At 62.4% G+C, this 24,460-nt stretch carries 24 protein-coding genes and 2 tRNA genes; 4 read left to right on the top strand and 22 right to left on the bottom strand.

Annotated elements, in window-relative coordinates:
- Positions 1-6: 6 nt before the first annotated feature.
- The 10 genes from nusA to rlmE form a co-directional block, all read right to left on the bottom strand.
- Positions 7-1,488: a transcription termination factor NusA gene (nusA, locus tag N5C91_RS15520; protein WP_017518943.1), complete on the bottom strand. Its 1,482-nt coding sequence runs from the start codon at positions 1,486-1,488 to the stop codon at positions 7-9.
- 45 nt (positions 1,489-1,533) lie between these two features.
- The gene (gene rimP / locus N5C91_RS15515) at positions 1,534-1,992 is read right to left on the bottom strand and encodes a ribosome maturation factor RimP (protein WP_236175214.1); all 459 of its coding nucleotides are present in this window, start codon (positions 1,990-1,992) and stop codon (positions 1,534-1,536) included.
- A 127-nt stretch (positions 1,993-2,119) separates the two neighbouring features.
- Positions 2,120-2,196 (bottom strand) — tRNA-Met (locus N5C91_RS15510).
- A 91-nt stretch (positions 2,197-2,287) separates the two neighbouring features.
- Positions 2,288-2,373: transfer RNA gene (locus N5C91_RS15505), tRNA-Leu, on the bottom strand.
- 16 nt (positions 2,374-2,389) lie between these two features.
- Complete coding sequence (secG, locus tag N5C91_RS15500; RefSeq protein WP_017518945.1) at positions 2,390-2,782, bottom strand: preprotein translocase subunit SecG; 393 nt, start codon at positions 2,780-2,782, stop codon at positions 2,390-2,392.
- A gap of 2 nt (positions 2,783-2,784) precedes the next feature.
- Positions 2,785-3,540, bottom strand: coding sequence for a triose-phosphate isomerase (gene tpiA / locus N5C91_RS15495; RefSeq protein WP_279830344.1), 756 nt, complete (start codon positions 3,538-3,540; stop codon positions 2,785-2,787).
- A 65-nt stretch (positions 3,541-3,605) separates the two neighbouring features.
- Positions 3,606-4,946 carry a phosphoglucosamine mutase gene (gene glmM, locus N5C91_RS15490; protein ID WP_236175216.1) on the bottom strand — a complete coding sequence of 447 codons (1,341 nt, stop codon included), beginning with the start codon at positions 4,944-4,946 and terminating at the stop codon, positions 3,606-3,608.
- Positions 4,943-5,812 (bottom strand): dihydropteroate synthase, encoded by an 870-nt coding sequence (folP, locus tag N5C91_RS15485; protein ID WP_236175217.1) that lies wholly within the window; start codon positions 5,810-5,812, stop codon positions 4,943-4,945. The genes glmM and folP overlap by 4 nt, the downstream gene beginning before the upstream one ends.
- Positions 5,813-5,821: 9 nt before the next feature.
- Positions 5,822-7,738 carry an ATP-dependent zinc metalloprotease FtsH gene (gene ftsH / locus N5C91_RS15480; protein ID WP_236175238.1) on the bottom strand — a complete coding sequence of 639 codons (1,917 nt, stop codon included), beginning with the start codon at positions 7,736-7,738 and terminating at the stop codon, positions 5,822-5,824.
- A 201-nt stretch (positions 7,739-7,939) separates the two neighbouring features.
- Entirely contained in the window at positions 7,940-8,563 is a 624-nt protein-coding gene (gene rlmE, locus N5C91_RS15475) for a 23S rRNA (uridine(2552)-2'-O)-methyltransferase RlmE (protein ID WP_065085392.1), read from the bottom strand.
- 79 nt (positions 8,564-8,642) lie between these two features.
- On the opposite strand from rlmE, the gene N5C91_RS15470 reads away from it, so the two are divergent.
- Positions 8,643-8,957, top strand: coding sequence for a YhbY family RNA-binding protein (locus tag N5C91_RS15470; RefSeq protein ID WP_024765315.1), 315 nt, complete (start codon positions 8,643-8,645; stop codon positions 8,955-8,957).
- Positions 8,958-8,999: 42 nt separating this feature from the next.
- Here N5C91_RS15470 and N5C91_RS15465 read toward each other — a convergent pair whose 3' ends face one another.
- The 9 genes from N5C91_RS15465 to grpE all read right to left on the bottom strand — a co-directional run bounded on the left by N5C91_RS15465 (position 9,000) and on the right by grpE (position 19,860).
- Positions 9,000-9,404 (bottom strand): DUF4149 domain-containing protein, encoded by a 405-nt coding sequence (locus N5C91_RS15465; RefSeq protein ID WP_279830384.1) that lies wholly within the window; start codon positions 9,402-9,404, stop codon positions 9,000-9,002.
- Between the two features lie 10 nt (positions 9,405-9,414).
- Entirely contained in the window at positions 9,415-9,891 is a 477-nt protein-coding gene (gene greA / locus N5C91_RS15460) for a transcription elongation factor GreA (protein ID WP_017518953.1), read from the bottom strand.
- On the bottom strand, positions 9,888-13,109 hold the full coding sequence (gene carB, locus N5C91_RS15455) for a carbamoyl-phosphate synthase large subunit (protein ID WP_169936501.1): 3,222 nt from the start codon (positions 13,107-13,109) through the stop codon (positions 9,888-9,890). The genes greA and carB overlap by 4 nt, the downstream gene beginning before the upstream one ends.
- Before the next feature lie 19 nt (positions 13,110-13,128).
- Complete coding sequence (gene leuE / locus N5C91_RS15450; protein ID WP_086009625.1) at positions 13,129-13,782, bottom strand: leucine efflux protein LeuE; 654 nt, start codon at positions 13,780-13,782, stop codon at positions 13,129-13,131.
- 43 nt (positions 13,783-13,825) lie between these two features.
- Positions 13,826-14,962: a glutamine-hydrolyzing carbamoyl-phosphate synthase small subunit gene (gene carA, locus N5C91_RS15445; protein ID WP_279830338.1), complete on the bottom strand. Its 1,137-nt coding sequence runs from the start codon at positions 14,960-14,962 to the stop codon at positions 13,826-13,828.
- Between the two features lie 188 nt (positions 14,963-15,150).
- A complete protein-coding gene (gene dapB, locus N5C91_RS15440) occupies positions 15,151-15,957 on the bottom strand; it encodes a 4-hydroxy-tetrahydrodipicolinate reductase (RefSeq protein WP_045216726.1) in 807 nt (268 codons plus the stop codon).
- Positions 15,958-16,036: 79 nt separating this feature from the next.
- Positions 16,037-17,167, bottom strand: coding sequence for a molecular chaperone DnaJ (gene dnaJ, locus N5C91_RS15435; protein WP_236175220.1), 1,131 nt, complete (start codon positions 17,165-17,167; stop codon positions 16,037-16,039).
- A gap of 122 nt (positions 17,168-17,289) precedes the next feature.
- Entirely contained in the window at positions 17,290-19,206 is a 1,917-nt protein-coding gene (gene dnaK / locus N5C91_RS15430) for a molecular chaperone DnaK (RefSeq protein WP_236175221.1), read from the bottom strand.
- A gap of 90 nt (positions 19,207-19,296) precedes the next feature.
- Positions 19,297-19,860 carry a nucleotide exchange factor GrpE gene (gene grpE / locus N5C91_RS15425; RefSeq protein WP_236198904.1) on the bottom strand — a complete coding sequence of 188 codons (564 nt, stop codon included), beginning with the start codon at positions 19,858-19,860 and terminating at the stop codon, positions 19,297-19,299.
- A gap of 201 nt (positions 19,861-20,061) precedes the next feature.
- Between grpE and recN the strand changes: the two genes are divergently transcribed.
- Positions 20,062-21,738, top strand: coding sequence for a DNA repair protein RecN (gene recN / locus N5C91_RS15420; RefSeq protein ID WP_279830337.1), 1,677 nt, complete (start codon positions 20,062-20,064; stop codon positions 21,736-21,738).
- Positions 21,739-21,903: 165 nt separating this feature from the next.
- Here recN and fur read toward each other — a convergent pair whose 3' ends face one another.
- The gene (fur, locus tag N5C91_RS15415) at positions 21,904-22,308 is read right to left on the bottom strand and encodes a ferric iron uptake transcriptional regulator (RefSeq protein WP_009613072.1); all 405 of its coding nucleotides are present in this window, start codon (positions 22,306-22,308) and stop codon (positions 21,904-21,906) included.
- A gap of 96 nt (positions 22,309-22,404) precedes the next feature.
- Here fur and N5C91_RS15410 point away from each other — a divergent pair, with 96 nt between their 5' ends.
- On the top strand, positions 22,405-22,941 hold the full coding sequence (locus N5C91_RS15410) for an outer membrane protein assembly factor BamE (RefSeq protein ID WP_236175224.1): 537 nt from the start codon (positions 22,405-22,407) through the stop codon (positions 22,939-22,941).
- Positions 22,942-23,029: 88 nt separating this feature from the next.
- Here N5C91_RS15410 and N5C91_RS15405 read toward each other — a convergent pair whose 3' ends face one another.
- Together N5C91_RS15405 and N5C91_RS15400 are read right to left on the bottom strand one after the other, a co-directional pair.
- Positions 23,030-23,338 (bottom strand): RnfH family protein, encoded by a 309-nt coding sequence (locus N5C91_RS15405; protein WP_279830336.1) that lies wholly within the window; start codon positions 23,336-23,338, stop codon positions 23,030-23,032.
- A complete protein-coding gene (locus N5C91_RS15400) occupies positions 23,331-23,765 on the bottom strand; it encodes a type II toxin-antitoxin system RatA family toxin (protein WP_045216710.1) in 435 nt (144 codons plus the stop codon). The genes N5C91_RS15405 and N5C91_RS15400 overlap by 8 nt, the downstream gene beginning before the upstream one ends.
- A gap of 154 nt (positions 23,766-23,919) precedes the next feature.
- Between N5C91_RS15400 and smpB the strand changes: the two genes are divergently transcribed.
- Entirely contained in the window at positions 23,920-24,399 is a 480-nt protein-coding gene (gene smpB, locus N5C91_RS15395) for an SsrA-binding protein SmpB (RefSeq protein WP_017518965.1), read from the top strand.
- Positions 24,400-24,460: the final 61 nt, after the last annotated feature.

Here is a 24,460-nt window from a genome sequence, read left to right as displayed (position 1 = left end):
GAATGCTTACTCGAACCAATGGGCCCGGGCGGCCATGATCAACTTGCCAGCACGCTCTTCGTCCATGCCGTCGATGTCGAGCAGATCGTCAATCGATTGCTCGGCAAGATCTTCACGGGTGGTTACACCGCGCAGCGCCAGGTCCACGGCCAGCTCTTTGGTCATGCCATCGAGGCTGAGCAGGTCTTCGGCAGGTTGTGCGTCGGCAAGTTTTTCTTCAGTGGCGATGGCTTTGGTCAGCAGGCGATCCTTGGCGCGCGAGCGCAGCTCGTTGACGATGTCTTCGTCGAAGCCGTCGATGCTGAGCATCTCTTCCATCGGTACGTAGGCGATTTCTTCCAGGGTGGTGAAGCCTTCCTCCACCAGTACCTGGGCGAGCTCCTCGTCGACATCCAGCTCGTCGACAAAGCGCTGCAGGATGTCGCCAGTTTCAGCCTGCTGTTTGGCCTGGATATCGGCCTCGGTCATCACGTTCAGGGTCCAGCCGGTGAGCTGGCTGGCCAGACGTACGTTCTGGCCACTACGGCCAATGGCCTGGGCCAGGTTGTCTTCGGCAACGGCGATATCCATGGTGTGGGTATCTTCGTCGACGATGATCGCCGCCACTTCGGCCGGAGCCATGGCATTGATCACGAACTGCGCGGGGTTGTCATCCCAAAGGACGATGTCCACACGCTCGCCACCCAGTTCGCCGGAGACGGCCTGGACGCGGGAGCCACGCATACCGATGCAGGCGCCCTGCGGGTCGATACGCTTGTCCTTGGAGCGAACGGCGATCTTGGCGCGCGAACCCGGATCACGGGCGGCGGCCATCACGTCGATCAGTTGCTCGGCGATTTCCGGTACTTCGATGCGGAACAGCTCGATCAGCATTTCCGGCGCGGTACGCGACAGGATCAGCTGAGGGCCGCGGTTCTCGCTGCGGATTTCCTTCAGCAGGGCACGCACGCGGGTGCCGACACGGAAGGTTTCACGCGGGATGATCTGATCGCGAGCCAGCAGCGCTTCGGCGTTGTTGCCCAGGTCGACGATCACGTTGTCGCGGGTGACCTTCTTGACGGTGCCGGAGATGATCTCGTTGACCTTCTCGCGATAGGCGTCGACCACCTGAGCGCGCTCGGCTTCGCGAACCTTCTGCACGATGACCTGCTTGGCGGTCTGTGCGGCGATGCGGCCGAACTCGATGGACTCGATCTTCTCTTCGATGACTTCACCGGCCTTCATGCCGGGGTGCTCTTCCTGCACGTCTTCGACGGTCAGTTCCGATGCCGGATTGGAGTAGTCCTCGTCTTCGACGATGGTCCAGCGACGGAAAGTTTCGTAGTTGCCGTTGGCGCGGTTGATTTCCACGCGCAGGTCAACCTCGTCCTCGAAACGCTTTTTGGTCGCGGTCGCCAGGGCCAGCTCCAGCGCTTCGAAAATCACGCCAGGCGGTACACCCTTCTCGTTGGATACCGACTCAACAACCAGCAGTACTTCTTTGCTCATCGTACGCCTCGCCTTTCAATCCATTGGAATCCGCGCTCTGGCGGCTCACTCAAATCGGGGAATGATGTTGGCCTTGTCGATCGAGTCGACCGGCAGCAGGTATTCATGGTCGTCCACCAGGACCACCACATCCTGCTCCTCCACACCACGGAGAATGCCCTGGAAATTACGACGCCGTTCGAAGGGCGTGCGCAGCTTGATCTTCACCTGCTCGCCGACGTAGAGGGCGAACTGTTCAAGCGTGAAGAGCGGCCGATCCATACCGGGCGAAGACACCTCGAGGGTGTACTCGCCACTGATCGGGTCTTCCACGTCCAGGATGCCGCTGATCTGACGACTGACGATTTCGCAGTCATCGACCAGGATGCCTTCCGGACGGTCGATATAAACCCGGAGCAGGGAATGGCGACCTTGGGAAATGAACTCCAGGCCCCAGCACTCATAGCCGAGCGCTTCTACTACAGGGGCCAACAAGGCCTGCAACTGTTCTAGCTTGCTCGACACCTGATCGCCTCGCGTATGCTGTAGAAACAAAAAATGGGCGAAACGCCCATCCCTTAAGGACCGCCCTGACCTGGCGGCGCGGACTGTCCAGCTAGCAAAAAGCCCCTTAAAAGGGGCTCTGCCAAACTGGTTGCGGGAGCTGGATTTGAACCAACGACCTTCGGGTTATGAGCCCGACGAGCTACCAGACTGCTCCATCCCGCGTCAAAGCTGGTGCGAAATTATACGGTTGAGCCCCTTGAAGGTCAACCGAAACTCCGAAACGAAAAGGCCCGCACAGCGGGCCTTTCGTATATGGTACCGAGGAGGGGACTCGAACCCCTACAGCCTATGGCCACTACCACCTCAAGGTAGCGTGTCTACCAATTCCACCACCTCGGCAAAAACTCTTGCCTGCTTACTTCTGCTCAGGAGCCGCCGGAACGTCGCCGTTACCGCCTGCAGGGGCTTGAGGTTGCCCTTGCGCGCCCGGCACATCGCTAGCTGCCGGAGCTTGTTCCTGCTTCTGCTCCATCACTGCCGGATCAGGAAGCCCAGCGTGACGAATTATATCAGCTTTTTCTTTAGCAAAATACGCTAAACCCAAGCTAGTAATAAAAAAAACTGCAGCCAGCACAGCGGTGAAACGACTCAGGAAGGTAGCAGAACCCTGACTACCAAACACAGTACCCGAAGCGCCCGCACCGAACGACGCACCGGCGTCGGCACCTTTGCCTTGCTGAAGCAGGACCAGCACAACCAGACCCAGCGCCATCAGCAGGTGAATCACGATTACAACTGTTTCCAGCATCTTCAGTTTCCTGCGGCGCGACAGATCGCACCGAACTCATCTGCATTCAGGGACGCTCCACCAATGAGCCCCCCATCGATATCCGGCATGCCGAAAAGTTCGACAGCATTGGCAGCCTTGACACTGCCGCCATACAGGAGACGAAGGCCGCGGGCCACCTCTGCGTTTTCCGCCGAGATCTGCGCGCGAATCGCCGCATGTACTTCCTGGGCCTGCCCGGGAGAAGCGGTCAGCCCCGTCCCAATCGCCCACACCGGCTCGTAAGCCACAACGGCGCGGGAAAAAGCCCCGACACCGAGATCTTCGATTACCGAGCCCAACTGGCGCCCGACAACCTCAAGAGTCTTGCCCGCCTCACGCTGCTCGCGGGTTTCACCCACGCACAGGATTGGAACCAGGCCACACGACTGAGCCGCTGCAAATTTGCGGCTGATCGCACCATCGCTTTCGCCCAGGATCAGGCGGCGCTCGGAGTGACCAACCAGCACCAGGGAGCAGCTCGCATCAGCCAACTGGCTGGCTGCGATCTCGCCCGTCAGGGCACCCTGCATCGGCTCAACCGCGCAATTCTGCGCACCAACGGCAACTGCCTTTCCATTCAAGCCCTGAACGACCTGATTGATGTACAGACAAGGCGGAAACACCGCCACATCGACACCCGTGGGGAGAGCCAGTTGACGCAGGCCTTTGATCAGCTCCGTTACGCTGGAGCGGGTACCGTGCATTTTCCAATTACCGGCCACCAAGGGTCGACGCATGCTGTACCTCGCTGAGCAAAGTGGGCGCAGATATTACTCGACGCTTTGGGAACTGACAAGAGAAATCAAGCACATACCTCTGTAACGACTTTTGCCAGCTGCTCGGCATAGGCACGAACGCGAGCCTCCTCGTCACCCTCAACCATGACGCGCACCAGCGGTTCGGTTCCGGATTTGCGCAGCAGGACGCGGCCGCGACCGGCCATTTCCTCGGTCACCTTGGCGCATGCATCCTTCACCGCCGGATGCTCCAGCGGGTCGACACCACCACCGGCGAAGCGCACATTGATCAGTACCTGCGGGCATTTACGAATACCCATGCGTGCCTCGGCCAGGTTCTGCCCACGGGTCTTCAGCGCCATCAGCACCTGCAGTGCAGCGATGATCGCATCACCCGTCGTAGTGTGCTGATAGCAGACGACATGGCCGGAGTTCTCTCCTCCCAGCTGCCAGTTGCGCGACTGCAGTTCGGACATCACGTAGCGGTCCCCCACCTTGGCGCGAGCGAAGGGAATATGCAGGTCCTGCAAGGCGAGCTCAAGGCCCAGGTTGCTCATCAGGGTGCCGACCACACCACCATGCAGCTTGCCGCGATCGAGCATGTCACGGGCGATGAGATAGAGGATCTCGTCGCCATCGACGATCGTACCGGTGTGATCCACCATCATCACCCGGTCGCCGTCGCCGTCGAAGGCGATGCCGATATCCGCATGCTGAGCCAGCACAGCATCCTGCAGCGCCCCCATATGAGTGGAGCCGCACTTGTCATTGATGTTCAGGCCATTGGGCTCGGCACCGATGACAAACACCTCGGCGCCCAGCTCGCGGAAGACGTTCGGAGCGATCTTGTAGGTCGCGCCATGGGCGCAATCCAGCGCGATACGCAGGCCGGCAAAGCTGGTATTCGAGGGCACACTGCTCTTGCAGAACTCGATGTAGCGACCGGCAGCGTCGTTGATCCGCGACACCTTGCCCAGGCGCGCAGACTCGACCACGGTCATCGGCGCATCGAGAAGCTCCTCGATGATCAGTTCCACCTCGTCCGGCAGCTTGGTGCCCTGGCCGGAGAAGAACTTGATGCCGTTGTCGTCATGCGGATTGTGCGAAGCACTGATGACGATGCCTGCCTCGGCATGGAAGGTACGGGTCAGATAGGCGATACCCGGAGTCGGCATAGGGCCCAGCAGCATCACATCGGCACCAGCGGCGGACAAGCCGGCTTCCAGCGCCGACTCGAACATGTAGCCGGAAATCCGCGTGTCCTTGCCCACCAGCACACGGCACTTGCCCTGCTGCCGGAAGGCCATGCCCACGGCCCAACCCAGCTTGAGCACGAAGTCCGGCGTGATCGGCGGCGTGCCTACACGACCGCGGATTCCATCGGTACCAAAATACTTCCTGCTCATGCGGGCATCCCCTCTTCCGTTGCACTTTCCACTGCGTGAATCATTCGAACCACGTCCACGGTCTCGGCGACATCGTGGACGCGGATGATACTGGCCCCCTTGGCTACCGCCAGGGCTGCCAGCGCCAGGCTGCCATAAAGGCGCCCACCCACCTCGCGAGCCAACGCGCGGCCAATCATGCTCTTGCGCGAAACACCGACCAGCAGCGGGCAGCCCATTGCCATCAAGCCTTCCATCTGCCGGAACAGATTCAGGTTGTGGCTCTGGGTCTTGGCAAAACCGAAGCCAGGATCGATGACGATGCGCTCTCGGGCAATGCCCACCGCTTCGCAGATGGTGATGCGTTCCTCGAGGAAGCCGCGGACCTCCTGCAGGATATCCGGATAACGCGGATCATCCTGCATGTTGCCCGGCTCGCCGCGCATGTGCATCAGGCATACCGGCAGACCGGTATCGACCGCGGCATCAAGGGCGCCATCGCGCTGCAGCGAGCGCACATCGTTGATCAGCCCAGCTCCGAGGCGCGCCGTTTCGCGCATCACCGCCGGAGTGGAGGTATCCACGGAGATCACCACATCCAGCTCGCGGGCAATGGCCTCGACTACCGGGGCGACTCGCTCCAGCTCTTCGGTCGGCGAAACCAGCCGAGCGCCCGGCCGGGTCGACTCGCCACCGATATCAATCAGCGTGGCGCCAGCCGCGACCATTTCCGCCGCATGACGCAATGCAGCATCGCGCTGATTGAAACGTCCACCGTCGGAGAAGGAGTCAGGAGTGACATTGAGGATGCCCATGACGTGCGGGCGGCTTAAATCAAGAACCCGGTTGCCGCAAGGCAACCGGGTCGGGTGGTACAACGAACTCATTCAGTGCTCTCAGTGTTCGCCGGCGGGCCCGCCAATCGGGTTTTCCTGGCGACCTTCGTCGCGCGGCGCGGCAGCATTGCCGGAGGAGCCGGAATTGCCGCCCTGCCAGTCACGTGGTTCGCGCGGATCGCGACCGGCCATGATGTCGTCGATCTGGTCGGCATCGATGGTTTCGTACTTCATCAACGCGTCAGCCATCATGTCGAGCTTGTCGCGATTTTCTTCCAGCAGGCGCTTGGCGGTGCCGTAGCAGTCGTCGATGATGCGGCGCACTTCCTGGTCGATCAGCTTGGCCGTCTCGCCCGAGATATTGGAGTGCTGGCCGCCAGCGCTACGACCGAGGAAGACCTCGCCCTCCTCTTCCGCGTACATCAGCGGACCGAGCTTCTCCGACAACCCCCACTTGGTCACCATGTTCCGTGCCAACTGGGTGGCGCGCATGATGTCGTTGGAGGCGCCAGTGGTCACGCCTTCGAAGCCCAGAGTCATCTCTTCGGCGATACGGCCACCGAACAACGAGCAGATCTGGCTTTCCAGGGCGCGCTTGGACAGGCTGTAGCGGTCTTCTTCCGGCAGGAACATGGTCACACCCAGCGCGCGGCCGCGCGGAATGATGGAAACCTTGTAGACCGGGTCGTGCTCCGGAACCAGGCGACCAACGATGGCGTGGCCGGCTTCGTGGAACGCGGTGTTCTTCTTCTCCTTCTCGGACATGACCATGGTCTTGCGCTCGGCGCCCATCATGATCTTGTCCTTGGCCAACTCGAACTCACGCATGTCGACGATGCGCTTGTTGGAGCGAGCGGCGAACAGCGAGGCCTCGTTGACCAGGTTGGCCAGGTCGGCGCCGGAGAAGCCCGGGGTGCCGCGCGCAATCACGGCCGGATCGACGTTGTCGCCCAGCGGGACCTTGCGCATATGCACTTTGAGAATCTGCTCACGACCGCGGATGTCCGGCAGGCCGACCACCACCTGGCGGTCGAAGCGGCCCGGACGCAGCAGCGCGGGGTCGAGAACATCCGGACGGTTGGTCGCGGCGATGACGATGATGCCGTCATTCATCTCGAAGCCATCCATCTCCACCAGCAACTGGTTGAGAGTCTGTTCGCGCTCGTCGTGACCGCCACCCAGGCCGGCGCCACGGTGGCGGCCGACGGCGTCAATCTCGTCGATGAAGATGATGCAGGGTGCGTGCTTCTTGGCCTGATCGAACATGTCGCGAACGCGCGAGGCGCCCACGCCGACGAACATTTCCACGAAGTCCGAACCGGAAATGGTAAAGAACGGTACCTTGGCTTCGCCGGCAATCGCCTTGGCGAGCAGCGTCTTGCCGGTACCGGGCGGGCCGACCATCAGCACGCCACGCGGGATACGACCGCCCAGGCGCTGGAATTTGCCCGGATCACGGAGGAATTCCACCAGCTCGCTGACTTCTTCCTTGGCTTCGTCGCAACCTGCAACGTCAGCGAAGGTGGTCTTCACCTGGTCTTCCGACAACAGGCGCGCCTTGCTCTTGCCGAAGCTCATCGGACCGCCGCGGCCACCGCCGCCGCCCTGCATCTGGCGCATGAAGAACATGAAGACAGCGATGATCACCAGGATCGGGAAGCTCGCGACCAGGAGCTGGGTCCAGATGCTCTGCTGTTCGGGCTGTTTGCCCTCGACAACGACGTTGTTGTTGACCAGGTCGCCGATCAGGCCGTTGTCCTGGATCGCCGGGCGGATGGTCTTGAAGGTGTCACCATCCTGGCGCTTGCCAGTGATGACATAGCCGTCGACGGTTACGCGCTCGACCTTGCCGTCCTTCACCTGCTGGATGAAGTCGGAATAGTTGAGCGTCTGCGGCTCGCTCGGGCTGGAGAAGTTGTTCATCACGGTGACGAGTACCGCCGCGATGATCAGCCACAGAATCAGGTTCTTTGCCATGTCGTTCAATTGACTACCCTCTGAAGCCGGCTCCGCCCTGGAAACCGCTTCTCACGACGGCCAGACTCCTTCCGGCCAAAATTACTACACAACGCCCGCCGCCAGGCAGGCGCCGTCTGTAACCCTTTATGAACCCCGGCTTTCACCGGTACAAGCAAAACCTGCAAGGCATAGACCAATAGCCGGCCCAATCATTCCAGTCTAGGCGCCGCGAAAGCCTCGTGCGAGCAGATACTGCTCCCGCGAACGGTCGCGGGACGACAGCGGTTTGCGCATCTGCACCTTCTCGAAGTTCTCGCGAACCTGCTTGTGGTAAGCGTCGAAACCCTCACCCTGGAAAATCTTGATCAGGAAATCACCGCCCGGACGCAGCACACGGGTGCACAGGTCCAGGGCCAGCTCGCAGAGAAACATCGCACGAGGCATGTCCACGGCGGGCAGTCCACTCATATTGGGGGCCATATCGGAAATCACAAGGTCTACCGGATTTTCTCCGATAGCCTCGAGCAACTGGGCGAAAACCTCGTCCTCGGTGAAGTCACCCTGGATGAAGGTGACGTCCGGGATGCTGTCCATCGGCAGGATATCCGAGGCGATCAGCGTGCCCTTGTCGCCGATTACCCGGCTGGTGACCTGCGACCAGCCGCCCGGCGCGGCGCCGAGGTCGACCACGGTCATGCCGGGGCGCAGGATGCGATCCTTCTCCTGGATTTCCAGCAGCTTGTAGCTGGCGCGCGAGCGATAACCGTCACGCTGTGCCATCTTCACGTAAGGATCGTCGAAATGTTCTTTCAGCCAGCGATGGCTAGTCTTGGAACGGGCCACGTATTACCTCGTCTGAGCGGCATCCCGGTAGTACCGAAACTCGGGTAGAATATCCGCCTTTTTTACCAGGGGTCAGATTATGGCGCTCTCTCAGGAGCAGAAAAAGCAGTTCAAATCTATCGGGCATCACCTGAAACCCGTATTGACCGTTGCTGAAAACGGTCTTTCGGAAGGTGTAATGGCCGAGCTTGAGCGCGCGCTCAACGATCATGAACTGATCAAGGTGCAGTTCCGCATCACCGAACGCGACGACCGTCGCGCGCTGATCGACGAACTTTGCCAGAACGGCAGCTGCGAGCTGGTTCAGACCATCGGCAAGATGGCACTGATCTATCGCCGCAATCCGAAGCCGAACAAGAACCTGTCGAACATCAGCCGCTTCAGCGGCCTCTGACAGTCAAGACCGGCAAAGCGGAGCCGGCAAGGCTCCGCCGCGTCAGGCCCGCTCGTCCCGCCCAGGCGCAGGCTGCAACACCAACAGCAGACCGCACAGCGCCACCACCAGATAATTGAACAACAGCCAGCGCTGAGCGCCCGGCGCTATCTGCTGCACTACGACATAAACCGCCGCCATCACCAGCACGGTGAGCAGCAACTGCCCCCGCGTTTCACGGATCAAGGCAGTGAATCCGCGCGCCTGCCAAAGCACCAGAGCCTGCAGCAGCACGCAGAAACCAGCAAACGCCAGCAATAGCGGCCTCAGCACGTCGGCGACCGTTTCCACCAGCAGCGGTGCCAGGCCGATCTTGCCCAGTGCAGGCAATACCACGAACTGCAGCAGCCAGAGGCCGCCGACCCAGAATGTCTGGGCCAGCAGCCAACTGATGGTGCCTGCGTTCAGGGAATGCCGATCAGGCGTGGCGGACTTCAACGATCTCGTACTCGACATCGCCACCTGGAGTCTTCACCAGAACGGCATCGCCTTCGGTCTTGCCGATCAGCGCACGGGCGATCGGCGAGTTGACCGAAATCTTGCTGTTCTTGATGTCCGCCTCGTCGTCACCGACGATCTGGTAGGTCACGGTCTCGTCGGTCTCGACGTTGGCAATGTCCACGGTGGTACCGAAGATCACCTTGCCGCTGTGCGGAATGGTGGTCACGTCGATGATCTGCGCATTGGACAGCTTGGCTTCGATGTCGCGGATGCGAGCCTCGGACATGCCCTGCTGCTCACGGGCCGCATGGTACTCGGCGTTTTCCTTGAGGTCGCCCAACTCACGCGCTTCGGCGATAGCCTGGGTGATCTGCGGACGCAGAACGGTCTTCAGGTACTTCAGTTCTTCTTCCAGGGCGCGAGCGCCCTGGACGGTCATTGGAAATTTGCTCATGCGTTGATTCCTGCATGGAGATCCTGCAGACGGCGAACGGTCTTCTCGGGACCGAACTTGAGCGCCTCACAGATCGCCTGACCCGCCGCAATGGTGGTGGTGCAGTAGATCTTGTGCTGCAGGGCGTTACGACGGATGGAGTAAGAGTCGGCGATGGACTGGCGACCTTCGGTGGTGTTGATGATCAGGGTGACTTCGTCATTCTTGATCATGTCGACCACGTGAGGACGGCCCTCGGTCACCTTGTTCACACGACGTACCGGCAGGCCGGCGGCCTCGATCACCTTGGCGGTGCCAGCAGTGGCAACCACCTCGAAGCCCAGCGCGACCAGATCGCGGGCGACCTGGACGGCTTGCGGCTTGTCGTCCTCGCGGACGCTGATGAAGGCGCAACCGGCGTTCGGCAGGATTTCGCTGGCGCCCAGCTGGGCCTTGGCGAATGCCTCACCGAAGCTGTCGCCGACACCCATCACCTCGCCAGTGGACTTCATCTCTGGGCCGAGGATCGGGTCGACGCCGGGGAACTTGGCGAACGGGAACACCGCTTCCTTGACGCTATAGTACGGCGGGATCACCTCCTGGGTGAAGCCGACTTCGGCCAGGGACTTGCCAGCCATGACGCGGGCCGCAACTTTCGCTAGCGACTCGCCGATGCACTTGGAGACGAACGGCACGGTACGGGACGCGCGCGGGTTCACCTCGATCACGTAGATGTCTTCGCCCTGAACGGCCATCTGCACGTTCATCAGGCCGACCACGCCGAGTTCCAGGGCCATCTTCTTGACCTGCTCGCGGATCTCGTCCTGGATGTGCTGCGGCAGCGAGTACGGCGGCAGCGAGCAGGCGGAGTCACCGGAGTGCACGCCAGCCTGTTCGATGTGCTGCATGATCGCGCCGATCACCACGGTCTCGCCGTCGCACACCGCGTCGATGTCGACTTCGATGGCGCAGTTCAGGAAGCGGTCCAGCAGCACCGGGCTGTCGTTGGAGACTTTCACGGCTTCGCGCATGTAGCGCTTGAGCTCTTCTTCCTGGTAGACGATTTCCATTGCACGGCCGCCCAGCACGTAGGACGGGCGCACAACCATCGGGTAGCCGATGTTCTTCGACAGCTCCAGGGCCTGGTCTTCGCTGCGCGCGGTGGCGTTGGCCGGCTGGCGCAGGTTCAGGCGCTGGACCATCTGCTGGAAGCGCTCGCGGTCTTCGGCGCGGTCGATGGCATCCGGGCTGGTGCCGATGATCGGTACACCGGCTTCTTCCAGAGCGCGGCAGAGCTTCAGCGGGGTCTGGCCGCCGTACTGCACGATGACACCCTTGGGCTGCTCGACGCGGACGATTTCCAGCACGTCTTCCAAGGTCACCGGCTCGAAGTACAGGCGGTCGGAAGTGTCGTAGTCGGTGGAGACGGTCTCCGGGTTGCAGTTGACCATGATGGTCTCGTAACCGTCTTCACGCATCGCCAGCGCGGCGTGTACGCAGCAGTAGTCGAACTCGATGCCCTGGCCGATACGGTTCGGACCGCCGCCCAGGATCATGATCTTGTCGCGAGTCGACGGATTGGCTTCGCACTCTTCCTCGTAGGTCGAGTACATGTAGGCAGTATCGGTGGCGAATTCAGCGGCGCAGGTGTCCACGCGCTTATACACCGGCAGCACCTTGAGCTTGTGGCGGTGGTTGCGCAGGTTCTTCTCGGTCACGCCCAGCAGGGTGGCCAGGCGCGCATCGGAGAAGCCCTTGCGCTTGAGCTTGAGCATCAGGTCGCGGTCGATGGCGGACAGACCCAGGGTCTTCACGCGCTCTTCGTCCTTGATCAGGTCTTCGATCTGCACCAGGAACCACTCGTCGATGCGGGTCAGGTCGAAGACTTCGGCGATGCTCTTGCCGGCGCGGAAGGCGTCGGCGACGTACCAGATGCGGTCGGCATTGGGCACGGTCAGCTCGCGCTTGAGGATGCTCTCGGCTTCCGGGTTGCTCAGGTCGAGCTTGGGATCGAAACCGGTGGCGCCGACTTCCAGGCCGCGCAGGGCTTTCTGCACGGACTCCTGGAAGGTACGGCCGATGGCCATGACTTCACCCACGGATTTCATCTGGGTGGTCAGGCGGGCGTCGGCTTTCGGGAATTTCTCGAAGGCGAAACGCGGGATCTTGGTAACGACGTAGTCGATCGCCGGCTCGAAGGACGCCGGGGTGCGGCCACCGGTGATGTCGTTCTGCAGCTCGTCGAGGGTGTAGCCGACGGCCAGCTTGGCGGCAATCTTGGCGATCGGGAAGCCGGTGGCCTTGGAAGCCAGCGCCGAGGAACGCGATACGCGCGGGTTCATCTCGATCACGACCATGCGGCCAGTGTTCGGGCAGATGCCGAACTGCACGTTGGAGCCGCCGGTTTCCACGCCGATCTCACGCAGCACCGCCAGCGAGGCGTTGCGCATGATCTGGTATTCCTTGTCGGTCAGGGTCTGTGCCGGCGCGACGGTGATCGAGTCACCAGTGTGCACGCCCATCGGGTCGAAGTTCTCGATGGCGCAGACGATGATGCAGTTGTCCTTCTTGTCGCGGACAACCTCCATCTCGTATTCCTTCCAGCCGATCAGCGATTCGTCGATCAGCAGTTCGTTGGTCGGCGACAGGTCCAGACCACGGGTGCAGATTTCCTCGAATTCTTCGCGGTTGTAGGCGATGCCGCCGCCGGTGCCGCCCATGGTGAAGGACGGACGGATGATGCACGGGAAGTTGACCTTCTCCAGCACGCCGTAGGCTTCTTCCATGGTGTGGGCGATGCCCGAGCGCGGGCAGGCCAGGCCGATGTCACGCATAGCCTTGTCGAAGCGCGAACGGTCTTCGGCCTTGTCGATGGTGTCGGCATTGGCGCCGATCATTTCCACGCCGAACTGTTCCAGAACGCCGTGGCGCTCCAGATCCAGGGCGCAGTTCAGAGCGGTCTGGCCGCCCATGGTCGGCAGCAGCGCGTCAGGGCGCTCCTTCTCGATGATCTTGGCGACGGTCTGCCACTTGATCGGCTCGATGTAGGTGGCGTCGGCCATGGCCGGGTCGGTCATGATGGTGGCCGGGTTGGAGTTCACCAGGATGACACGGAAGCCTTCTTCCTTCAGGGCCTTGCAGGCCTGCGCGCCGGAGTAGTCGAACTCACAGGCCTGGCCGATGACGATCGGGCCGGCGCCGAGGATCAGGATGCTCTTGATGTCTGTACGCTTGGGCATGGGACTCTCGTTGCAATATTCAGGAAAGGGTTGCGCTGGCCAGCTTCACGCCAAAGCCGACGAACAGGGCGCCGACGCCACTCGAGGCGCCGGCAGCCAGCCGTTGCCGCCGACGGAACCAGGCCGCCAGACGCACACCGGAGAAAATCAGGAAGCTGAGGTACAGGGCGCTGATGATCTCGAGGATCGTACCCAGCACCAGGAACGACAGGCCGGGATAGGCGTAACCCGGGTCGACGAACTGGATGAAGAAGGAGATGAAGAAGAGGATCGCCTTGGGGTTGGACAGGCTCAGCAGCAGTGCCTTGCGGAACGGCTGGTTGACGTCCACTTCCCTGGCCGGCGCGGCGGCCGCTTCCAGTGGGTGGCGCAGCTTCTGCCAGCCACCACGGAGCATGCCGATGCCCAGATAGAACAGGTAGGCGGCGCCGACGTACTTCAGGCCCAGGAACAGCATCGGCTCGGCCTTGAGGACCGAGGCGATACCCAGTGCCGACAGGAACATCAGGATCGCATCGCCGAGGAACACCGCGCTCGCCGCCCGGTAGCCCGAGGCCACGCCGCGCTGGGCGGCGGTGGCGAGGACGAACAGCGAGTTCGGCCCCGGCAGCAGGACGATGAACAACGTACCCAGGACGTAGGTCCAGAGGTCGGTGATTCCCAGGGTCGGCATCATCTTCTTTCCCTCTTCCGTCTCTCTCGAAAACAGCCGGGACTCAGCGGCGCTCGGCCATCGCCGCGATGAAGCGGTCGAACAGCGGAGCCACATCGTGCGGGCCGGGGCTGGCTTCCGGGTGACCCTGGAAGCTGAAGGCCACCTTGTCGGTGCGCTCGACGCCCTGCAGGGTGCCATCGAACAGCGATTTGTGGGTGGCACGCAGGTTGGCCGGCATGCTCGCTTCATCCACGGCGAAACCGTGGTTCTGGCTAGTGATCATCACCACGCCCGAATCCAGGTCCTGCACCGGGTGGTTGGCGCCATGGTGGCCATGGCCCATTTTCACAGTCTTGGCGCCGGAAGCCAGAGCCAGCAGCTGGTGACCCAGGCAGATGCCGAAGATCGGCGTCTCGGTGTCGAGGAACTCGCGGATCGCCTGGATGGCGTAGTCGCAAGGCTCGGGGTCGCCAGGGCCGTTGGAGAGGAAGATGCCGTCCGGATTCAGAGCCAGCACTTCGCTGGCCGGGGTCTGCGCCGGCACCACGGTCAGGCGGCAGCCACGGGCGACCAGCATGCGCAGGATGTTCAGCTTCACACCGAAGTCATAGGCGACCACGTGGTACGGCAGGTCGGCGGCGGCGATTTCCGGGTGGCTGTCGGTGTCCAGGTTCCACACGCTGGAGCGCCACTCGTACTTCTCGGTGGAGGACACGACTTTCGCCAGGTCCATGCCCTTCAGGCCCGGGAAGCCGCGCGCCAGTTCGAGGGCTTTTTCCTCGGTGGCGTCGTCGCCAGCCAGGATGCAGCCGTTCTGCGAACCCTTTTCGCGCAGGATGCGAGTCAGGCGACGGGTATCGATACCGGCGATGGCGACGGTGCCGTTCTCTTTCAGGTAGTCCGGCAGGGACTGCTTGTCGCGCCAGCTGCTGGAGAGCAGCGGCAGGTCGCGAATGATCAGGCCGGCAGCCCAGACCTTGTTCGACTCGGCGTCTTCCGGGGTAGTGCCGGTGTTGCCGATGTGCGGGTAGGTCAGGGTGACGATCTGTTGGGCGTAGGAAGGATCGGTAAGGATTTCCTGGTAGCCGGTCATGGCGGTGTTGAACACCACCTCTCCGACGGTCTGACCGTCGGCGCCGATGGCTTCACCGCGAAAAACGCTGCCGTCGGCAAGTGCAAGTATGGCTGGCTTAGTCAAGAAGACCTCCCGTAGTTCAAGCCTGGCTGGGCGTGCGCAGATTGTAAAAAAGCGGGATGACATCAGAAGAAGTCATCCCGCTTTTTATGTGATTCATGCTGCGCTGCTTTTAGTGGACACACTAAAGCTGTAGTTTACAGAAATGCGACATCATGGTCCACCTTTTGCACGACGTACGGCCATGCCGCTCAGCGAAGGCCGAGTACGTCCTGCATGTCGTACAGGCCGTTGGCCTGCCCTTCCAGCCATTGCGCGGCACGCACGGCGCCACGGGCAAAGGTCATGCGGCTCGAGGCCTTGTGGGTGATTTCCACGCGTTCGCCGTCGGCGGCGAACAGCACGGTGTGGTCGCCCACCACGTCGCCGGCACGCACGGTAGCAAAGCCGATGGTCTCGCGCGGACGAGCACCGGTCTGGCCTTCGCGACCATAGACAGCGACCTTCTCCAGATCACGCCCCAGTGCATTGGCAACGACTTCGCCCATGCGCAGCGCGGTGCCGGACGGCGCATCGACCTTGTGGCGGTGATGCGCTTCGAGAATCTCGATATCCACATCGTCACCCAGAACGCGGGCGGCGGTGTCGAGCAGCTTCAGGCAGAGGTTCACGCCGACGCTGTAGTTGGCCGCGAAGACTATCGGGATGTCTTTCGCCGCTTCGTTCAGCAGTTCCTTCTCCGCCGCGGAGAAGCCAGTGGTACCGATAACCATGGCCTTGCCGGCCTTGCGGCAGACTTCCAGGTTCTTCAGGGTCACGGTCGGGTGGGTGAAGTCGATCAGCACATCGAACTCGTCGACCACCTTGGCGAGATCGCCCGACAGCGGCACGCCGATACGGCCCAGGCCGGCCAGCTCGCCCGCGTCAGCACCCACCAGGGTGCTGTCCGGGCGGTCCACCGCTGCAGTCAGGCCAGCGCTGCCACCAGTCTGCTGCACGGCCTCGATGAGGGTCTTGCCCATGCGCCCGGCGGCACCCATTACAGCTATACGTCGCATAAAAACAGCTCCAGGCTGCAAGCCGCAGGCTGCAGGCGACAGACTCCTGAAGCCTGCCACCCACCGCCTGCCGCAGAAGTTAAAGGTCGTCGAAGAAGCGCTTCATGCCCTCGAACCAGCCACTGGCCTTGGGCGAGTTGGAAGAGTTGCCCTGCAATGTATTGCGGAACTCCTCGAGCAGCTCGCGCTGGCGCTTGTCCAACTGCACCGGAGTCTCCACCACGACACGGCACATCAGGTCGCCAGCACCGCCGCCACGCACCGGGGCAACGCCCTTGCCGCGCAGACGGAACAGCTTGCCGGTCTGGGTACCTTCAGGGATCTTCAGCTTCACGCGACCATCGAGCGTCGGCACTTCCAGCTCGCCGCCCAGCGCAGCATCAGCAAAGCTGATCGGCACTTCGCAGTACAGGTGCTTGCCATCGCGCTGGAAGATGTCGTGCTCGCGCACGTTCACCACCACGTACAGGTCGCCCGCCGGGCCACCATGAGCACCGGCTTCGCCTTCGCCGGTCAGGCGGATGCGGTCACCGGTGTCGACGCCAGCCGGGACTTTCACCGACAGGGTCTTGTGCTCTTCCACACGGCCCTGACCATGGCAGGAGCCACAAGGGTCGGTGATCATCTTGCCGCTGCCATGGCAACGCGGGCAGGTCTGCTGCACCGAGAAGAAGCCCTGCTGCATGCGCACCTGGCCGATACCACCGCAAGTGGTACAGGTGACCGGCGTGGTACCAGGCTTGGCGCCGCTGCCGCTGCAGGTCTTGCAGCCAACCAGGGTCGGAACGCGGATGGTCACGGTGGTGCCGCGAACGGCATCTTCCAGGTCCAGATCGAGGGTGTAGCGCAGATCGGCGCCACGGGCCGGACCGCCACGGGAGCCGCCGCGTCCACCACCGCCACCGAAGAAGTCGCTGAAGACATCGCCGAAGATGTCCGAGAAACTCGCGCCACCGAAGCCAGCTCCGCCGCCACCCATCTGCGGGTCGACACCGGCGTGGCCGTACTGATCGTAGGCCGCACGCTTGCTGGCGTCGGACAGGACTTCGTACGCCTCGTTGGCCTCCTTGAATTTATCCTCGGCCTCCTTGTCGCCGGGATTGCGGTCCGGGTGGAACTTCATGGCGAGCCGGCGATAGGCCTTCTTCAGGTCCGCTTCGCTGGCGCCACGCTCGACACCCAGTACCTCGTAAAAATCACGTTTGGCCATAAATTCTTTGCACCTTGAAAACCTCTCCCCCAGACACGCCAACGCGGGAGCAAGCCCCCGCGTGACGTTTCATGCGCACCGACACGCTGGTCGGTGCGCCGGAGCGGAAGCAAGCACGCGGCTTACTTGTTCTCCTTGACCTCTTCGAACTCGGCGTCGACGACATCGTCGCCAGCCTTGTCGTCAGCGGCCTCGCCCTGAGCGGCAGCACCCGGCTGCGGCTGTTCGGCGTACATCTTCTGCGCCAGCGGAGTGGATGCCTGGGACAGCGCATTCATCTTCGCCTCGATCTCGGCCTTGTCGTCGCCTTTCACGGCAACTTCCAGCTCGCCGAGGGCTTTCTCGATGGCGGCTTTCTCCTCGGCGGTGGCCTTGTCGCCAGCCTCGGTGACCATCTTGCGAGTGGCGTGGACCAGCGCATCACCCTGGTTGCGGGCAGCGGCCAGCTCCTCGAACTTGCGGTCTTCCTCGGCATTCGCCTCGGCGTCGCGGACCATCTGCTGGATCTCGTCCTCGGACAGACCGGAGGAGGCCTTGATCACGATGGACTGCTGCTTGCCGGTGGCCTTGTCTTTGGCGCCGACGTGCAGGATGCCGTTGGCGTCGATGTCGAAGGTCACTTCGATCTGCGGCACGCCGCGCGGAGCCGGCGGGATGTCGGCCAGGTCGAACTTGCCCAGCGACTTGTTCTGCCCGGCCTGCTTGCGCTCGCCCTGCAGCACATGGATGGTCACGGCGCCCTGGTTGTCATCGGCAGTGGAGAACACCTGCGACTTCTTGGTCGGGATGGTGGTGTTCTTGTCGATCAGCGCGGTCATCACGCCACCGAGGGTTTCGATACCCAGGGTCAGCGGGGTGACGTCGAGCAGCAGCACGTCCTTCACGTCGCCGGCCAGTACCGCGCCCTGGATGGCAGCACCCATGGCAACGGCTTCGTCCGGGTTGACGTCCTTGCGCGCTTCCTTGCCGAAGAACTCGGCAACGGTCTTCTGCACCAGCGGCATGCGGGTCTGGCCGCCGACCAGGATCACTTCGTCGATCTTCGAGACGTCCAGGCCTGCGTCTTTCAGCGCAACGCGGCACGGCTCGATGGTGCGGGTGACCAGGTCTTCCACCAGGGATTCCAGCTTGGCGCGGGAAACCTTGACGTTCAGGTGTTTCGGGCCGGAGGCATCAGCGGTGACGTACGGCAGGTTGACGTCGGTCTGCTGGGTCGAGGACAGCTCGATCTTGGCCTTCTCGGCAGCTTCCTTCAGGCGCTGCATGGCCAGCGGGTCGCCCTTGAGGTCCATGCCGGATTCTTTCTTGAACTCCTCGACGAGGTAGTCGATCAGGCGCAGGTCGAAGTCTTCACCACCGAGGAAGGTGTCACCGTTGGTGGCCAGTACTTCGAACTGGTGCTCGCCGTCGACTTCCGCGATCTCGATCACGGAAACGTCGAAGGTACCGCCACCCAGGTCGTAGACGATGATGGTGTGGTCGCCCTTGGCCTTGTCCAGGCCATAGGCCAGCGCAGCCGCGGTCGGTTCGTTGATGATGCGCTTGACGTCCAGACCGGCGATACGACCGGCGTCCTTGGTGGCCTGACGCTGGCTGTCGTTGAAGTAGGCCGGAACGGTGATGACCGCTTCGGTGACCGGCTCGCCCAGGTAGTCCTCGGCGGTCTTCTTCATCTTCTTCAGGACTTCGGCGGAGACCTGCGGCGGAGCCATCTTCTGGCCCTTGGCCTCGACCCACGCGTCGCCGTTGTCAGCCTTGACGATCTTGTACGGGACCATCTTGATGTCTTTCTGTACGACTTCTTCTTCGAAGCGACGGCCGATCAGGCGCTTGACCGCGTACAGGGTGTTGGTCGGGTTGGTCACAGCCTGGCGCTTGGCCGGCTGACCTACCAGGATTTCGCCGTCGTTGGCGTAGCCGATGATCGACGGGGTGGTACGAGCGCCTTCGGCGTTCTCGATGACCTTGACGTTACCGTTCTCCAGGATGGACACACAGGAGTTGGTGGTCCCCAGGTCGATACCAATGATTTTGCCCATATTTCACTCTCCAGAAATTAGATTCCGCGCTGACCCTGTTGCGGGTCTTTGGCTCGGTTGATTACCCAGATGGGGACCGGGTGGTGGATTTCAAGCCTTCTCGTCGATCGAAGGCGGAGTTTGTTCCGGTGCCTTGCTGACCACGACCATTGCCGGGCGCAGCAGGCGACCATTGAGCAGGTAACCCTTCTGGAACACCTTGACCACGCTGCCCGGCTCGAGACGGATGCTCTCTTCCATGGCCATGGCCTGGTGATGTTCCGGGTTGAACGGCTCGCCGTGCGGGTCGACTGGCTCGAGGTTGTAGCGCACCAGCGTGTCGTGGAACATCTTCAGCGTCAGCTCGATGCCTTCGCGCATCGGCTTGATCGCCTCGTCTTCCGGATTCGACATCTCCAGCGCACGCTCGAGGGTATCGACGACCGGCAGCAGGTCACCGGCGAATTTCTCCAGGGCGAACTTGTGCGCCTTCTCCACGTCCTGCTCGGCACGACGGCGGACGTTCTGCAGCTCGGCAACGGCGCGCAGGCTCTGATCCTTCGCCGCGGCGACCTGTTCTTCCAGTTCCAGCACGCGGGCGTTCAGATCCCCGGTAGCGCCGGCGTCCGGCTGCTCGTTGAACTGGGAATCCTGAGTCTGTTGTTCGTCAGACATGCCACTCTCCTAAAAAAAGAAAATAAGCCTTTGAAAACAAGGCGAACCCAATGGTCCGCGGCTCTGCCGTGTATATGGGGCGCCTTTCTCCGACTTCAAGGGCCGGCACTTCAGGGGCCGGCATATCGGCGACGCGGAGGGAATTGCCAGCGACAAAAAATACTGTATAAATAACCAGACCTATCTACGGAGCCACCGCCCATGCTGGTTCATCTTTCCGTTCACAACTACGCCATCGTCGAGCACCTCGATCTCGAGCTCGCCGCCGGCATGACCGTGATCACCGGCGAGACGGGCGCCGGCAAGTCGATCATGCTCGACGCCCTTGGCCTCGCCCTGGGCGACCGGGCGGACAGCGGCGCGGTACGCCCTGGCTCCGACAAGGCGGACATTCTCGCCAGCTTCGATGTCAGCGCGATTGCCGAGGCCCGCGACTGGCTCGCCGAGCGCGACCTGGAACAGGACGGCCCGTGCATCCTGCGCCGGGTGATTACCGCCGAAGGCCGCTCGCGCGCCTACATCAACGGTACGCCCTGCCCGCTGGGCGACCTCAAGCATCTGGGCGAACTGCTGATCGACATCCACAGCCAGCACGAGCACCAGTCGCTGCTCAAGGCCGACACCCATCGCCGCCTGCTCGACGAATACGCCGGCAGCCAGGATCTGGCGCGCCAGGTACACCTCGCCGCGCAGCGCTGGAAGCAGACCCGCCAGGAGCTCGACCGCCTGTCGCGCAACGGTGACGAGCAGCGTGCCCGCCACCAGTTGCTCAGCTATCAGCTGGAAGAACTGGAAAACCTCGGCCTGGGCGACAACGAGCTGGAGTCACTGGAAGCCGAACACAAGACCCAGAGCAACGCCGGCAGCCTGATCGCAGCCTGCCGCCAGGTAGTCGAGCTGTGCAGTGAAAACGATGCCGGCAATGTGTTGTCAGCGCTGACCTCCAGCCTCAATCGGCTCACCGCCTTCCAGAGCCAACCGGCCGCCCTGGGCGAAGCGGTGAACCTGCTGTCCAGCGCGCAGATCCAGGTGGAAGAAGCCATCGGCGAGCTGAACCGCTTCGTCGATCACTTCGATGCCGACCCCATGCGCCTGCAACAGCTGGAAGAGCGCATGGACGCCATCTATAGCCTCGCCCGCAAGCACCGCGTACAGCCACACGAGCTGCAGGACCTGCAACAGCGCCTGCTGGACGAACTGGAAGCGCTGAACGCCGACGACGAAGCCGTGGAGCGCCTGGGCGACGAACTGGCCGCCTATGCCCGCCACTACCAGGAGAAAGCCGACGAGCTCAGCCATATCCGCCAGGACGCGGCACCGAATCTGGCCAAGGCCGTGGAAGTGGAAATGCAGCGCCTGGGCATGCCCGGCGGGCGCTTCGCCATCGAACTGCGCCAAACCAGCTCGGAAGAACCGCAGGTCAGCGGCCTGGAGCAACTGGAGTTCCTGGTCAGCGCCAACCCCGGGCAGCCGATGAAGGGCCTGGCCAAGGTCGCCTCGGGTGGCGAATTGTCGCGCATCAGCCTGGCGATCCAGGTGATCACGGCACAAACCTCGCGCACCCCCACCCTGGTCTTCGACGAAGTGGACGTCGGTATCGGCGGCCCCACCGCCGAAGTGGTCGGCCAGCTGCTGCGTCGCCTTGGCGATCGCGGCCAGGTACTGACCGTTACCCACCTGCCGCAGGTCGCTGCCCAGGGCCACCAGCACCTGTTCGTGCACAAGGACCGCGACACCAGCGAAACCCGCACCGCCGTGGCCAATCTCAAGAAGGCCGAACGCATCGAGGAAATCGCCCGCATGCTCGGCGGCGTCGACCTGACCAAGGAATCCCTGGCCCACGCACGCAAGATGGTGGACTCCGCCGTACAAGGCTGATCATTCCCAATCACCTTGGGCCTCTTTGTAGGAGCGAGCTCGCTTGCGAACGGGTTTCCCGGCCTATTCAGCGCCGTGCGGTTCGCGAGCAAGCTCGCTCCTACAAAAGAACTGCACAAACGAAAACGGCGACCCAAGGGTCGCCGTTTCTGCATCCGCGTGCGCTTACTTCTTCTTGCGCACGTAGAGCACCAGATTGTGATCGACGAGCTCGAAGCCGCGCTCCTTGACGATCTCCTTCTGGCGTTTCTCGATTTCCGAGTCCATGAACTCGATGACTTCGCCGGTATCGACGCAGACCATGTGGTCGTGGTGACCGCTGTCGGCCAGTTCGAAGACGGCATGGCCGCCGTCGAAGTTGTGGCGCACCACCAGGCCGGCGGCTTCGAACTGGGTCAGGACACGATAGACAGTGGCCAGACCGACGTCCTCACCCGCCTCCATCAGCGCTTTGTAAACATCCTCTGCGCTCATATGGCGCTGCTCGGCGGAATCGAGCATCTGGAGGATCTTGACGCGCGGCAGTGTGACCTTCAGTCCGGCTTTGCGCAGTTCGCTATTTTCAACCATGTGTGCTTTCTCGGCGCGGAATGCTTCGCAGCATCTCTCAATACAGGTATGATCGGGATTTCGTCGCTCAGCCAAGATAGTGGAAGTCACCCCTTGATGCAAAACGCCAAGCTCATGCTGACCAGTCTCGCTTTCGGGCTGGGACTCGCCGCACTCGCCGGTTGCTCGTTCCCGGGGGTCTACAAGATCGACATCCAGCAGGGCAACGTTGTAACGCAGGACATGATAGACCAGTTGAAGCCCGGAATGACCCGGCGCCAAGTGCGGTTTATCATGGGCAACCCCCTGATCGTGGACACGTTCCACCCCAATCGCTGGGACTACCTCTACAGCATCCAGCCCGGCGGTGGTCAGCGCCAGCAGGAGCGCATGAGCCTGTACTTTGGCCAGAACGACCAACTGGTCGGCCTGAACGGCGACTTCATGCCCGGCGTCAGCCGCGACGAGTCGATCCTCGGCAAGGAAGGCAGCCCGGCCACCACGCCGTCGCAGCCGACCCAGCAGCAGCCCGAACAGCCCAAGGAAGAACCGGCCAAGCCCGGCTCCGTGGAAGAGCAGATCCAGAAGGAAGTCGACCAGGTGGAAACCGTGCCGATTCCAACTCCGGAACCGCTGGACAAGAATCCGCAGTAAGGGATTCGCTCCAACGAAAAAGCCCGGCCAGTGCCGGGCTTTTTGTTGCCTGCGATTTCATCGCACGGCGATCAGCATCGCACAGGAGTCAGCCGCGCGCCGCCTTGGCCCGTGCGGCCCGCTGCTTGCGCACTTCCTTGGGGTCGACGATCAGCGGACGGTAGATTTCCACCCGTTCGCCCTCCTCCAGCACACGCTCCTCGGGCGTGGCGACCACCTTGCCGAAGATACCCAGCGGGCAGCCCTGCACATCCAGGCCGGGAAATTGCGCAACGATGCCCGACAGCAACACTGCCTCGCGCATCCGCGTGCCGCGCGGAACGCTGAGGCGCAGCAGCGCCTGCTTCTCCGGCAACGCGTAGACAACCTCGATGGCGATGTTCGCGGACTCAGCCATGCAACTGCTTGGCGCGCTGGCAGAAGGCATCGACCATGGTGTTCGCCGCCTGGGTGAACAGCGGGCCGAGCGTGGCCTTCACCAGCGCGCCGGCATAGTCGAAGGTCAGATCGAGGGAAATCTTGCAGGCCTTGTCGCCCAGAGCCTTGAAGGTCCACACACCATGAAGCTGGGTGAAGGGCCCCTCCTCGAGATTCATCTCGATGCTCTGCCCCGGCACCAGCACGTTACGGGTAGTGAAGCGCTGGGTGATGCTGCCCTTGGCCACGGTCAGCTCGGCGCGCATGGCAGTATCGCTTTCCTCCAGCACGGTGGAGGCGGAACACCAGGGCAGGAACTCCGGGTAGCGCGCCACATCGTTGACCAGGTCGTACAGCGCCTTCGCCGGGTAGGGCAGCAGCGCCGAACGCTGGATATGCGTGCTCATAGACGTCTCGCTTGGTTGTGGGGCGATCGATACGCCCGCTGATCAAAAAAACAGCGCGCATTCTCCGAGATTAGTCACGCACCCTCAAGCTTGCATGCCGTCACATGCTGTCCCGATAGCGGCGCGGCGAGCGACTCCCTATAATGCGCGGCCTATGGCTAAACAGAAGAAACACCCTTCGGGGACCATCGCGCAGAACAAGAAGGCTCTGCACGACTACTTCATCGAGCAGCGCTTCGAGGCGGGCGTCGCCCTGGCCGGCTGGGAAGTGAAAAGCCTGCGCGCCGGCAAGGCGCAGCTGGTTGACAGCTACGTGCTGCTCAAGGATGGCGAGGCCTGGCTGCTGGGCAGCCACATCACGCCGCTGACCACTGCCAGCACCCACGTCATCGCCGACCCGGTGCGCACGCGCAAGCTGCTGCTGCACAAGCGCGAGCTGGGCAAGCTGTTCGGCGCCGTGCAGCAGAAGGGCTACGCCTGTGTCGCACTGTCGATGTACTGGAAGAAGCACCTGATCAAGTGCGAGATCGCACTGGCCAAGGGCAAGAAAGAGTACGACAAGCGCGGCACCGAGAAGGAGCGTGACTCCGACCGGGAAATCCAGCGCGCCATTCGTCACGGCAAGGACGACTAAAGCAGCTGCAAGCGGCAGGCTTCTGGCTGCGAGCAACTGCCTGCAGCTCGTCGCCTGAGGC

Source organism: Pseudomonas sp. GD03903 (assembly GCF_029840045.1).
Lineage (GTDB): Bacteria > Pseudomonadota > Gammaproteobacteria > Pseudomonadales > Pseudomonadaceae > Pseudomonas > Pseudomonas pseudonitroreducens.
Note: the sequence above shows the minus strand (reverse complement) of the source record. Positions and strands in the feature narration are given on the sequence as shown.

Excerpts from the sequence above, each read along its gene's own strand:
- nusA (WP_017518943.1), bottom strand. The coding sequence starts at position 1,488 with ATGAGCAAAGAAGTACTGCTGGTTGTTGAGTCGGTATCCAACGAGAAG.
- secG (WP_017518945.1), bottom strand. The coding sequence starts at position 2,782 with ATGCTGGAAACAGTTGTAATCGTGATTCACCTGCTGATGGCGCTGGGT.
- tpiA (WP_279830344.1), bottom strand. The coding sequence starts at position 3,540 with ATGCGTCGACCCTTGGTGGCCGGTAATTGGAAAATGCACGGTACCCGC.
- glmM (WP_236175216.1), bottom strand. The coding sequence starts at position 4,946 with ATGAGCAGGAAGTATTTTGGTACCGATGGAATCCGCGGTCGTGTAGGC.
- folP (WP_236175217.1), bottom strand. The coding sequence starts at position 5,812 with ATGAGTTCGTTGTACCACCCGACCCGGTTGCCTTGCGGCAACCGGGTT.
- ftsH (WP_236175238.1), bottom strand. The coding sequence starts at position 7,738 with ATGGCAAAGAACCTGATTCTGTGGCTGATCATCGCGGCGGTACTCGTC.
- N5C91_RS15470 (WP_024765315.1), top strand. The coding sequence starts at position 8,643 with ATGGCGCTCTCTCAGGAGCAGAAAAAGCAGTTCAAATCTATCGGGCAT.
- greA (WP_017518953.1), bottom strand. The coding sequence starts at position 9,891 with ATGAGCAAATTTCCAATGACCGTCCAGGGCGCTCGCGCCCTGGAAGAA.
- carB (WP_169936501.1), bottom strand. The coding sequence starts at position 13,109 with ATGCCCAAGCGTACAGACATCAAGAGCATCCTGATCCTCGGCGCCGGC.
- leuE (WP_086009625.1), bottom strand. The coding sequence starts at position 13,782 with ATGCCGACCCTGGGAATCACCGACCTCTGGACCTACGTCCTGGGTACG.
- dapB (WP_045216726.1), bottom strand. The coding sequence starts at position 15,957 with ATGCGACGTATAGCTGTAATGGGTGCCGCCGGGCGCATGGGCAAGACC.
- dnaJ (WP_236175220.1), bottom strand. The coding sequence starts at position 17,167 with ATGGCCAAACGTGATTTTTACGAGGTACTGGGTGTCGAGCGTGGCGCC.
- dnaK (WP_236175221.1), bottom strand. The coding sequence starts at position 19,206 with ATGGGCAAAATCATTGGTATCGACCTGGGGACCACCAACTCCTGTGTG.
- grpE (WP_236198904.1), bottom strand. The coding sequence starts at position 19,860 with ATGTCTGACGAACAACAGACTCAGGATTCCCAGTTCAACGAGCAGCCG.
- recN (WP_279830337.1), top strand. The coding sequence starts at position 20,062 with ATGCTGGTTCATCTTTCCGTTCACAACTACGCCATCGTCGAGCACCTC.
- fur (WP_009613072.1), bottom strand. The coding sequence starts at position 22,308 with ATGGTTGAAAATAGCGAACTGCGCAAAGCCGGACTGAAGGTCACACTG.
- N5C91_RS15410 (WP_236175224.1), top strand. The coding sequence starts at position 22,405 with ATGCAAAACGCCAAGCTCATGCTGACCAGTCTCGCTTTCGGGCTGGGA.
- N5C91_RS15405 (WP_279830336.1), bottom strand. The coding sequence starts at position 23,338 with ATGGCTGAGTCCGCGAACATCGCCATCGAGGTTGTCTACGCGTTGCCG.
- N5C91_RS15400 (WP_045216710.1), bottom strand. The coding sequence starts at position 23,765 with ATGAGCACGCATATCCAGCGTTCGGCGCTGCTGCCCTACCCGGCGAAG.
- smpB (WP_017518965.1), top strand. The coding sequence starts at position 23,920 with ATGGCTAAACAGAAGAAACACCCTTCGGGGACCATCGCGCAGAACAAG.